The organism is Hydrocoleum sp. CS-953, assembly GCF_002260545.1.
Taxonomy (GTDB): domain Bacteria; phylum Cyanobacteriota; class Cyanobacteriia; order Cyanobacteriales; family Microcoleaceae; genus Trichodesmium.
Genome location: NZ_LGSU01001370.1, coordinates 1 through 11,362, shown reverse-complemented (window position 1 = coordinate 11,362; position 11,362 = coordinate 1). Strand labels below are relative to the sequence as shown.

Annotated in this window: 7 protein-coding genes and 2 pseudogenes; 5 read left to right on the top strand and 4 right to left on the bottom strand. The window is 37.6% G+C overall.

Going from position 1 to position 11,362, the window contains the following annotated elements:
• Positions 1-144: 144 nt before the first annotated feature.
• Entirely contained in the window at positions 145-915 is a 771-nt protein-coding gene (locus tag AFK68_RS26510) for a DUF1350 family protein (protein WP_094672117.1), read from the bottom strand.
• A gap of 472 nt (positions 916-1,387) precedes the next feature.
• Between AFK68_RS26510 and AFK68_RS26505 the strand changes: the two genes are divergently transcribed.
• Both AFK68_RS26505 and ggt read left to right on the top strand, forming a co-directional pair.
• A complete protein-coding gene (locus AFK68_RS26505; protein WP_094676506.1) occupies positions 1,388-1,582 on the top strand; it encodes a hypothetical protein in 195 nt (64 codons plus the stop codon).
• 947 nt (positions 1,583-2,529) lie between these two features.
• Positions 2,530-4,302: a gamma-glutamyltransferase gene (gene ggt, locus AFK68_RS26500; protein ID WP_210407639.1), complete on the top strand. Its 1,773-nt coding sequence runs from the start codon at positions 2,530-2,532 to the stop codon at positions 4,300-4,302.
• Positions 4,303-4,455: 153 nt separating this feature from the next.
• Here ggt and AFK68_RS26495 read toward each other — a convergent pair whose 3' ends face one another.
• Positions 4,456-6,021, bottom strand: a complete 1,566-nt coding sequence (locus AFK68_RS26495; protein WP_094676502.1) for a DUF1254 domain-containing protein — start codon at positions 6,019-6,021, stop codon at positions 4,456-4,458.
• A 272-nt stretch (positions 6,022-6,293) separates the two neighbouring features.
• On the opposite strand from AFK68_RS26495, the gene AFK68_RS26490 reads away from it, so the two are divergent.
• From AFK68_RS26490 to AFK68_RS26485, 3 genes and pseudogenes are all read left to right on the top strand, one after another.
• Complete coding sequence (locus AFK68_RS26490) at positions 6,294-7,331, top strand: helix-turn-helix domain-containing protein (RefSeq protein WP_246844477.1); 1,038 nt, start codon at positions 6,294-6,296, stop codon at positions 7,329-7,331.
• A gap of 355 nt (positions 7,332-7,686) precedes the next feature.
• Positions 7,687-7,845 carry a hypothetical protein gene (locus AFK68_RS37410; protein ID WP_168186669.1) on the top strand — a complete coding sequence of 53 codons (159 nt, stop codon included), beginning with the start codon at positions 7,687-7,689 and terminating at the stop codon, positions 7,843-7,845.
• A gap of 65 nt (positions 7,846-7,910) precedes the next feature.
• Positions 7,911-8,107: pseudogene (locus AFK68_RS26485) on the top strand (DUF433 domain-containing protein).
• A gap of 129 nt (positions 8,108-8,236) precedes the next feature.
• On the opposite strand, the pseudogene AFK68_RS26480 reads toward AFK68_RS26485, so the two are convergent.
• Positions 8,237-8,508: pseudogene (locus AFK68_RS26480) on the bottom strand (putative PEP-binding protein); the annotation flags it as partial.
• Between the two features lies 1 nt (position 8,509).
• Positions 8,510-10,973 (bottom strand): putative PEP-binding protein (locus AFK68_RS46570; RefSeq protein ID WP_371357572.1); only part of this gene is annotated, 2,464 nt, incomplete at its 3' end.
• Positions 10,974-11,362: the final 389 nt, after the last annotated feature.

Below are 11,362 nucleotides of genomic sequence, written 5' to 3'. Positions count from 1 at the left end.
TGCTATAGCAGACAATATTAGTTATACCCGTACATCGGATAATCGTAACTGTTTGTTAATTGCTAAAAATTATTTGCCATATTCTCCAGAACAAAATAATACTTTTGATGCTAATATCTAAATCTGGAATTTATCAGGATGAGGCTATGATATTGGTGCTAGGGGGTTCAGCCAAAGTAGGATTTCACGTTTAAGTTTATTTAAGTCCCGATAAACCTCTTGTTTCAGCCATTGACCAACGGCGTCTACAGGGGTATATACTTTTCCTACAGACCAAGTTAAATCTTGACCCAAGGGTGTCAAGTGGTTTCCGTTTAATCTCTGAACTGTGACCATACTGGGAAAACGCAGTCGTAATAGATCGCTCAAACGAAGGGTTTGATCTATATCATCATCATTAAATTTAATTAATAAATTGCGCCGAATTCGATAACGTTTTTGAATTAGGCTATTTGTCATTTTTGGGGACGGAGTAAACTCTACTTTCACTACAGAAGATATTTGTTCGACCAGGGGAATGGCATCACGAGCTGCAAAATTATTGAAAGATATCAGAATATTGCCAGCTCTTTCTATGGAAAATAAACTACCCATAAGTAAATGTAACTTACATCCCATACTATGTCCTATTCCATATATAGGTAAAGATTTTTTCCTGAGTCTTCTACTAGCATATAAATGATTAAGACAATTCTCAAAAGTGCTGAGAACATTTTTAGCCATTGCTAAATGGTCTAAAGTATTGACAAAAGGAGTAGCTATTACTGCATAGCCTTGATTTGCTAGAATCTCCAATAACCAACGATAAGTTACATGAGGTGCAGTTGCTACGAACGCTCCACCTAAAAAATGTATGACTGCTTTGGGGTGAGAAGGTATTAATACCCAATTACCAGAATTTTCTTGCCATTCCATAATTTAAAACTATAAAAGTTTTTTCTTGACAATTACAAGGTTTTGTGGTACTCAAGGAGTATTGTAAATAACAATACAGTTTAAGAATTATTTTGTGTTTTAAAAAAGCCTAAATTTAGTCAATTAGTCACAAAAATCTAAAACAGTATTAGTTTTTAATAAAATTGTAATAGTCATAAATAAAATTTTAAGACATTTTTGTATATTTTGATAGATTTAATTGGTTGATAGGCCAGTTATTTATATGAAGTCAGAAGTCAGAAGTCAGAAGTCAGAAGTCAGAAGTTAACTTCCCTGGCGGGAAGTCCCGCGCTCTCCCGCAGGGGAGCGTCATAAAGGAAAGCCCGGGCCAAGATTCGGATACCTCCACAAGCTAAACGTTCATAAGCCCTTGACAAGTTAGGAGGATTTTGTTATTGCAAGCGTCATCATAGGGGGAGGACATCACCTCTGTTAAAACAGCGGTCAGTTTTTGCTGACTGAAGAATCCCGCTCTGCCCTTGTAAGCGCAAAGTCGGGAGTATGTCAAACTATTACTTTAATTATTTTGGTAGTCGGTCAAGAAAGTGTAGGAAGTCTGGGAAGTGTGGGAAGACTTCCGAAAGTAGGAGGAATAATTGTACCTTTATCTTTTTGTGCTTGTCTGCCAGCCATCCTAACTTTTTAGTCTTAAAGGCGGCTTTGTTGCATGAAAGTATATAGCTGCCACACTTACTTGCGGATATGTACTTGACTTCTGCGCAGAAACTCCTTTCAATAATGGATAATTGATAATGGATAATTGATAATTACCTCTCCCTAAAAACGGATAGGATTGAATAAAAGGAAGAATTTTTTTGTTTCTCCACGGGGAGTGAGAGGCTTTATACCTTTATTTTTCGGTAACTATTGGACAACAAATGAATAAAACATCAATATAAAACATGAAAAGGCTGAAACCTTTACAGGTAAAAGTTTTGAGATTTAATCAGCCTACCCTGACTATTGGACAATAGATGAATAAAACATCAATATAAAACATGAAAAGGCTGAAACTTTTACCTATAAAGGTTTTGAGATTTAATCAGCCTACCCTAACTATTGGACAATAGATGAATAAAACATCAATAATTCCAAAAGAGAGCAATATAGCTGCCGCAGTTGTTCCGCATTTGATATGGGAACCAAAGCGGAATGGATGTTCTATCGGCTAACTAATTAAAAGTCGCGGTTGCGCGACCTAACTATTTTGGTAAATTTAGGAATAATACCAATTCCCATGCATTAACGCAAGACCTTGGATAACACTTCAGTTATTAAGTAATTAAACTAAGGTAATTACTTTTTTATTAGTTTTAGTTAATTTAGCATCAATTATTCCTTTGTTTTACTTCTCCCCTACTCCCTTACTCCCCTACTCCCCTACTTCAATCAAATGTAGAAAAGTTTTTGAGAAATGGTATAATATTATGTCCGCTGGTATCGTTTGTTTAAAAGTTGGGGAAATATTTACCTTATGTAAGCTTTTTCTTCTTTCTTCTTCCTTCTTTCTTCTTCCTTACCTTCTCACTTGCAATACCGATGCTACCGGACATGATATAAAGAATCATTATTATTAATCCCAGTAGTTGCTAAATGCCTCAGATTCGATTTCCTAAGACTAAAAGCCAAATACTAATATTTAGTTGTATGGCTGTTTCTATATCACTGTTTGGCTGTACTTCTAACTCCCAAAAATCTGTACCCCTAGCAGAATTAAAACGGAGTAAGGAAGGTATGGTAGTTTCAGCTCATCCCCTAGCTAGTGAAGCAGGAAAATTAATGCTAGAAAAAGGGGGCAATGCAGTAGATGCAGCGGTTGCTACAGCGTTTGCTATTTCAGTAGTAGAACCATTTTCGGCAGGTATTGGAGGTGGAGGTTTTTTACTATTGGGAACTCCTCCAGAAAATTCTGAGACTCAACAGTATAAAATTCGAGCGCTAGACTTTCGGGAAAGAGCGCCTAAAGCAGCAACTCGAAATATGTACCTTAATGAAAAGGGAGAAGTAGATAAAAGAGCAAGTTTAGATGGACATTTAGCAGTGGGAGTTCCGGGAACTGTGGCAAGATTGTATAATGTTCATAAATACTATGGTAAGTTGTCCTGGTCAGAATTGCTCAAACCAGCTATTCGTTATGCTCGTGATGGGTTTGAGGTGAGCGATATCTTCGTTAGTAGGCTGGAAAGACGGTTGGAGGTAATTAATAAAAATCCGGCAGCTAGGGATATATTTACTAAGGATGGTGAAGTATATCAACCAGGAGATTTGTTGATTCAAACTGATAAAGCTCAAACCTTGGAAACTATTGCTAAAAATCCTCAAAGCTTTTATACGGGTAAAATTGCTGAGGCGATCGCTACTGATATGGCTAAAGCAGGAGGTTTGATTACTTTAGAAGATTTGAAAGATTATACACCGATATGGCGTGAACCTATTTGTGGAAAGTTTCGGGAAGCGAGAGTTTGTGCGATGCCACCACCATCTTCTGGAGGGGTACATCTACTACAAATATTAAATATTGTGGGAGAGACAAACTTGCAAAAATGGGGTAGGGAAAATCCTGATACTATTCATTTACTGACTGAAGCAATGCGGGTTGCTTATGCCGATCGCTCTAAATATTTGGGAGACCCAGATTTTGTGGAAGTGCCAGTTAAGGAATTGACTAGCTTGAGTTATGCGCAAAAACGACGTGAGGAAATTAATCTTGAAAAAGTCAGACGTTCGAGTGAAGTAGAACCAGTATCACCAGAAGTTTTAAGGAGTCATATTTGGGAATCTCCCGATACTACTCATTTGACTGTCGTGGATGCAGAACGAAATGTTATTAGTATGACATATACAATTAATGGTAGTTTTGGTGCTGGAGTGGTAACTGCTGGAACAGGAATATTGTTAAATAATGAGATGGATGATTTTGCTGTTGCTCCTGGGGTGCCAAATTTGTATGGTTTGGTGGGGGGTGAGGCGAATGCTATAGCTCCGAGAAAAACTCCTTTGTCTAGTATGACTCCTACTATTGTTACGGAGAATGGCAGGTTAATTATGGCGACTGGTGCTCCTGGAGGAAGTACAATTATTACGACGGTTTTGCAGGTTGTCTTGAATGTGTTGGAGTATCAAATGAATGCTGCGGAAGCTGTATCTGCTCCACGTTTTCATCATCAATGGTTGCCAGATAAATTGATGTTGGAAACAGGGGGGTTTAGTGAGGTAACTGTGAATGAGTTAAAACAGCGCGGACATAATGTGGTAATGCGACGTGGTTGGGGTAATGCAAATGTAATTGTGATGGATGAGACTGGGATATTGGAAGGAGCAGCAGATCCCCGTGGGGAAGGGGAGGCAATGGGGAGTGGGGAGTAGGAGAGTCGGGGAACTGACCAATTTGCTTTTTTTGGGTTGGGCGATCGCTTCCTAACTAGAGGCGATCACCCACTCGCTGGACGTACACTCAGCCAATGGGCTTGGAAACTACCAAACCCATTGTGAGATGCCAGAATCGTAGATTTACTTCATCTACTTAGTTGAATAACGTTTCTCAACTTGCTGAATGATTGTCTCCCAAAAATCTTCTTGAGCCATACTTTCAATAGCTTCAGTAGACAAGGATGTGGTTTCAGTCGGCGCATCGAGATTTTTCAAAGCAGGTGGTTCCCACCACTGTGACAACCCTGAGTAGCCCGGCAAGTAGAGGCGCATGAACATAAAGAAATTTCCTTCAGGTGTGGGCAGCCAGTTGGGACACTCGTTATCACTGAGACACTCGTTCGGCCTATCCTTTTGTATGGAAATTGTCAGACTGCCGTCTTCTTCGTCTATGTCCATACCGCTTCGGTCTCCCAATGAATAGCGATCAATCGGATTGTCAACCAGATTGGAGTTACTGTCGTACATGGTAATCGACCAGAATTCATTGACATCAGGTTCCTGACCTTCCTCAAAGCGGAGTTCATAACGATTAGCCCCAGACAGCGGATTACCATCTTCATCCACTGACGCATTAATGTAGATTGCTTCGATTGCATCATGAGTGATAAAACCTTTCTGCACCTGAATTGCACGTAATAGCCAATCGCCTGTTTGTGACATCCTGCCAACCTCTGGGGGAGGGTAGTTCCATCCGTTAACCTGTTTTTGTCCGTACCCTTCGGTAAAAGCCTCATTAACGATCTTTAGACCGTCTACAGCAGCACGCTCAAGACCGCGCTTGGTGCTGTCACTTTGAAGTTCAACGTTTAAATCGGGACCAATGCCAATGGACTTAAACAATGCAAGCAGGTCGGAATCATCAGGATCGGGTGGATTTTGAACCATTGCACAATTAATGTTTTTCCAATCTGCAAGTGGATCTAAGCGGGAATAGGGCGGGCAGATCTCGGGTACTTCTAGTAGAGGGGCATCGGGATCGAGCCATTGGGACAGAGGTGTGAGCCGGTACATATTTTGAATCCTGTGTGGTTCTTCTCGGTCGCCTGTTTGCCTTTCTTCCTCAGTTACCATAGTTCGACCCGTAAGAAATGCCCACGGCGTGGCTGAAGGACCTTCAATTTCCTTCACACCGGGAGGTAACTCACCTTCCCAATTGGGACCGACAATGGCATAGTTGCCCGCTTCTGTTCCAGTGGCACGCTTACCAACATAGGCAAAGTTATCTGCCAGAAAATCAGTCATTTCCATTGTGTAGTAGCGTTCGGAGAGTTCCGGAACTGATAGGATGATCGGCTCGTTACCAAGATATAAGACTGCAAGGGAATAGAGGGTGTCGTTGGTAGGTGCGCCACCTTCCTGATGGCTTGCATCTCTCAGTTCTCGAATGTGCATAAACTGGTTGACTGTTCCATCGTTCTGTTCCAAACGATCCAAGTACGCCTTGGGCGTGTAAGTCCAAGGCAAAGCATAGAGAAATGCCTGCACGCCAAGAGTGTAAGCATACTCTTCCTCCCAATCAAAACTAGGATTTTCAGAGGTATCTCCCGTTACTTGAGCAAGAACAGGACTTGTGGGTAATATGATATTTCCAAGGAGAAGGGAGGTAGCGATCGCCACTACGACGACCGTTCTCCAAATTCGATTCAAAATCATCAGTAAAACTTGATAAACAAAACTTATATTTGGAAACTTTGTTGTTTAGCTTTTCAACAAGGCTAATTTTCCTGGCCTTACAAGGCCAACAGTATCATCACGGTGGGTCATGCCTACTCTGTGACTTAAAAGTTACTTTAGTAGTAAGCTATCTCTGTGGATGATCGAAAATCCCAACTTTCTAAGCTATAGAAATTCAATAACTAATTTTTTTAAACTATTAGCTTTGCTTATAGGTTGTTTGATTATTTTTTTGAAAAGGTAGTCCAAAAATGAGTGTGTTGAGAGATACAAACAATAGTAAAATTGCCCAAGCTGAAGATGCTGGTGGGATGAGCAATCCGAAGATTATCTCCAAATCCTTTAGAGATATAGAGAATTTCAAAGAGTTTTTTGAGTATAAAAATAAGGAAATAATACAACTGACTCCCGGTTCTCTTCAAGCTGAGTTTTTGTCGATCCAGGTTGGTGACATATTTTTCGTATGTAATCAGGTGAACCAAGGGTTTCAATTTTCGGGTGATGGTACAAAGGGATGCATCTCTTTTGCGATACTTTGGTCTGAGAATGAAAAGGAATATTACTCCTTCCGTCACCCTGTCAAACCTCAAAGGAGTGTTTTTGGTTTCAATAACACCGAAGCAGACAACATCTTTCCTCAAGGTGGAGCATTGACACACATTATCATCCCTGTTAAAACTTTTGATACTTATGCAGACAAACTACAACGCCACGATCTAGACGATAATTTCCGGAGTAAAAATCATGTGAATTTGCCTCTAACTGGGATGAAAGAAATTAAAGATTATCTGAAACAACTGATTTGGTTAGCAGTACACCAACCGAGTTGGTTTCAAAACCCTCACATTGAGAAACTGGTTGCTGATGATTTCTTACCTTTGTTGATTAGTAAGATTCCCATCAAATTAAATTCTAAGTCTTTCCTCAAACCTTCCCGAAGAGCAAAGTTGATTGCTCAAGCAGAGAAAAAAATGTTAGCTAACTTAGATAAACCTCTGACTTTAAAACAACTAGCTGAAAATTTAGGGTCTAGCAGTTCTGCGTTATTGTATGGTTTTCAGGACTTATTTGGCGTGAGTCCTATGCGCTATCTCAAGGTACGACGACTTAATACAGTGCGACAACACCTGAAGGGATGCGAACCAGAAAATTGCTTCATCGCCATCCTCGCTAGTGAATTTGGGTTCTACAGTCCGAGTCATTTTACTAGAGATTACAAAACCATGTTTGGGGAGTTGCCTTCAGAAACTTTGCGAAAGACTGCAAAAGCTCACGGGGAGAAAAGCTAGCTAGGGTTTGCTGAAAAAAGCAGGGTGTGGGAAATGTGGGAAATGTGGGAAGAAAGATAAATTAAAATAGTTAGAAAATCATTGAATTTGTGTAAAATAAAATTCTCCTAATCTGTCAAATAAATATGTCATGTTAGAAGATTTTACATATTTAAAAAACAGGATATTTTGGCTTTTCTAAACTATGCTGCTGAACGGGAAAAATAAACTTTACAGCGTTTTTCAGATGGATAAACTACATCGTCATAACCAAAACCCCTTACGGGGCGATTCACTTGCTCGCCCCTACTGTGGTCTACTCAAATGAAAACCGCTGTAATAGTACCTAAATGAAACTTTTATTCCACCATAGTTGATGTTGGGTTTCGTTACCTCAACCCAACCTACTAATACTGTTGTAGTTTTCATTATTAATTATCCATTATTGAGTCGAGCTGCTGCTAAAATCAAACATTGTTCAGCACGAGCGAGCGATCGCTTTGAAGGAGTCACCCTCAAGAAAAAGAGAAATTAAAATAGTTAGAAAATCCTTGAATTTGTGTAAAATAAAATTCTCCTAATCTGTCAAATAAATATGTCATCTTAGAACAAAATATTATTACTATTGAACCAGGAAAACGTAGTGGAAAACCTTGTGTTAGAGCTATAATAATAACTGTTTATGATGTACTTCCCGATCTAGCTACAGGAAAGACTTATGAAGAATTATTAGCAGATTTTCCCTATTGAAACAACAGGATATTTTGGCTTATCTAAACTATGCTGCTGAACGATAAAAACAAATTTTAATAGTACCCAAATAAAACTATTATTCGACCATAGTTGATGTGGAATTTCGTTACCTCAACCCAATCTACGAATCCTGTTGTAGTTTTCATTATCCATTATCCATTATCCATTATCCATTATCCATTATTGAGTCGAGCTGCTTCTAATATTAAACGTTGTTCGGCACGAGCGATCGCTTGATAAGTCTGCTCAACAGCGTTCACATTAACAGAAATGGAAGTAATACCCCACCGAATTAAATCATCTATTATTTCTGGGTATAAAGCAGGAGCATCACCACAAATAGAACAAGGAATACCAGCAGTTTTAGCCTGAGAAATTAATTGGTTAATTGCTCTCATTACTGCTGGATGACGAGCATCAAAAGCATTTTTTATTTCTGCTTTTTNTCTGCTCAACAGCGTTCACATTAACAGAAATGGAAGTAATACCCCACCGAATTAAATCATCTATTATTTCTGGGTATAAAGCAGGAGCATCACCACAAATAGAACAAGGAATACCAGCAGTTTTAGCCTGAGAAATTAATTGGTTAATTGCTCTCATTACTGCTGGATGACGAGCATCAAAAGCATTTTTTATTTCTGCTTTTTCTCGGTCTATACCTAACAATAATTGTGTTAAATCATTAGTACCAATAGCAATACCTTGTACGCCTGCTTTCACATATTCAGGTAATAAGAATAAAACTGATGGTACTTCTGCCATAATCCAAATTTGAAAATTATTTGGTTGATCCTGCCATTTGCTTTCAATTCGACTCCAACAAAATTTAAATTCTTCTACAGAACGTACAAAAGGCAAGATTAAATGAACGTTACTATAACCTAATTTATGTACTTCAGATAAGATATTTATTTCTAAATCTAGTAAACTTGGTTCTAACATATAACTAAATGTGCCATGTTGTCCTAATATGGGATTATAATAATTAGTTTGAGAGGAAAAATTTAAGTCTTGAGCTAGATTTTGAGAATGAATATTTTGACTAGAATGATTGCTTTGATTGCTAGGATAATTTAGAGATAATTGTTCTGGTTTTTCAGTAAATTGTTTTTCTTGATAACTAGAATTAAATAATCCCAAATCAAGAGAACGATAAAAGACTGGTTTAGGAGCAAAAGCAGCAGCAAATTGAGTTAGATTCTGTAACATTAAATCTATTAATTCTGATTGACGACCTTGTTGTATCCACCATAAAGGATGACGATTTTCTAACAGTTCAATTGCCATTAATTCCGAGCGTAATAATCCTACTCCATCTATGGGTAAATCTTTAACTTTTTGAATAGAATTAATTTGACTGATATTTACAAATAATTTAGTGCCAATGGGAAAGAAGTTTTGAGAATGAAGAGAATTTTCTGTTACTTCTATATCCAGTGTTTGATGATTATTTTTCTGTTCTTTAACTAGATGTACTTCTCCATTGTTTCCATTAACTAATAAATAGTTACCTGTTTTAATTATCTGAGTACAATTGGTAGCTCCGACAATAGCAGGAATCCCAATTTCTCTAGCTAAAATTGCAGCATGGCTTGTGATACCACCTTGTTCAGAAATAATTCCAGCAGAATTTTTTAGTAATGGCAAATAACTAGGAATAACTGCCGATACAACTAAAATTGATCCTTCAGGAAATTCTTTTAATTGTGGAGTAAAACCCTGAATAACTATAGCTTTAGCTGTTACTTTTCCTGCTGATGCTGCTATACCTGTAATGATAGGAATCTCACTATTTTCAATAGATTCAAACAAGAAACCGGGTTTATTTTCCTGATTATTATTTTTCAAATCACGAAATTTTGTCGATAAACCCGGTTTCTGCATAAGTTCTATAGATTGTTTTTCTTCTGTTGTCGAACTAGATGAATTTTCTAAATCTTGATAGTCTTTTTGAAGTTTCTTAAAATCGGTGATTAATAGTTGAGGTTCAGCATCATCCCCACTTTTAAATAAACTCCATTTCAAACAAAAATAATTCGGGAAATTATTGGTTATTTCCTGAGTTAATTCCAGTAATAATTGTAGGTGGTTATCTGCTAAAGTAAATTCTTTTTGTACATCTTCTGGCAAGAAAAAAGCTTGCAGTGCTGGTAAAGTGTCAGGAATAGGCATTTGAGTATGATAAACTTCTTGCCATGTATTGGTATAGCTTACTTTTGTAGCTGAATCAAGGTTATAAGCTATAATTTTATTCCCTAATTTTTTATCTTGTATGGTGTAATTTTCAGGAGAAATTTGATAAGAGTCGGGAATAATTTGCCCCAGCTCAATAGATATTCCTAAACCATGAGTTGCTTGAATTTCCCAACTATCTGCAAAAGCTTGAATAGTTCCTGAAGCGATCGCTGACTGTAAAGGTTGTACTAAAACTACTGGTTGAAGTTGTTGAATATCAACTTGGTGACTATGCCAATATAATAAACTTTTAGCTTTAAATATTTCTGCCCATACTTGTTTAATTCCTTGGGTAAATTGTTCTGATTTAGCTTGACAAATTGTTGGTTCTAATATCCCAAAATTTTCCAGGTTAGGAGAAGCTAAATAAGGCTGAAAAATTAATGCTTCAGTATTAAGATTATTAATTGCAGATTCCAAATATGAGACTAACTCGGATGGTAAATCAGTATAGACGATATAGTAGTTGATTGATTGAGAAATCTGTTGTAATTGTTGATAGTCATTAATATTAAAATGTAAAGAAGAATGAGGGAAATCAGATAATAAAGGGTCTGACCAATCAATATATTGTAAAAATTGCCAAAAGCTATTTGCTGGAATGACAAAACCGGGGTTAATTGGATAACCTTTCTCCATGAGATTAGCTAAATAAAAAGCTTTTTCTCCCACTGTCTCCCGGTCTGATGATTCAAGTTGATTTAGCCAGTAAAACTTATACACGAAACTCTTACTTTGCTCACGTCATTTTAGTTATCAGTTAGCCTCCTGCGGAGGAACTTCCTTAACAGTACCTCTATTTGTACTCAGAGGCTTGAAATACTGAAGTTTACTTTTTCATCCCCTTTTAAGGGGATGCTTGAGACCTTATTTTTTGGCTTAACTCTGATTTTATCAGTAAATAGTCTCCTCATGCTATACTAATTTGATAAAATATTGCTAAAGTTATCGAATAGAGGAAAAAAATAGGGATTTTCGGCTTGGTTTTAAGAATGCTAAATATTGAACGAGCCTTAAAACAAGATAGGTTACTCAGAGCATTAACAGGATTAAACCGTAAA

What these genes read in the sequence shown, in the direction of transcription:
- AFK68_RS26510 (WP_094672117.1), bottom strand. Translation starts at nt 915, where the DNA reads ATGGAATGGCAAGAAAATTCTGGTAATTGGGTATTAATACCTTCTCAC.
- AFK68_RS26490 (WP_246844477.1), top strand. Translation starts at nt 6,294, where the DNA reads ATGAGTGTGTTGAGAGATACAAACAATAGTAAAATTGCCCAAGCTGAA.
- AFK68_RS37410 (WP_168186669.1), top strand. Translation starts at nt 7,687, where the DNA reads ATGTTGGGTTTCGTTACCTCAACCCAACCTACTAATACTGTTGTAGTT.
- AFK68_RS26495 (WP_094676502.1), bottom strand. Translation starts at nt 6,021, where the DNA reads ATGATTTTGAATCGAATTTGGAGAACGGTCGTCGTAGTGGCGATCGCT.
- ggt (WP_210407639.1), top strand. Translation starts at nt 2,530, where the DNA reads ATGCCTCAGATTCGATTTCCTAAGACTAAAAGCCAAATACTAATATTT.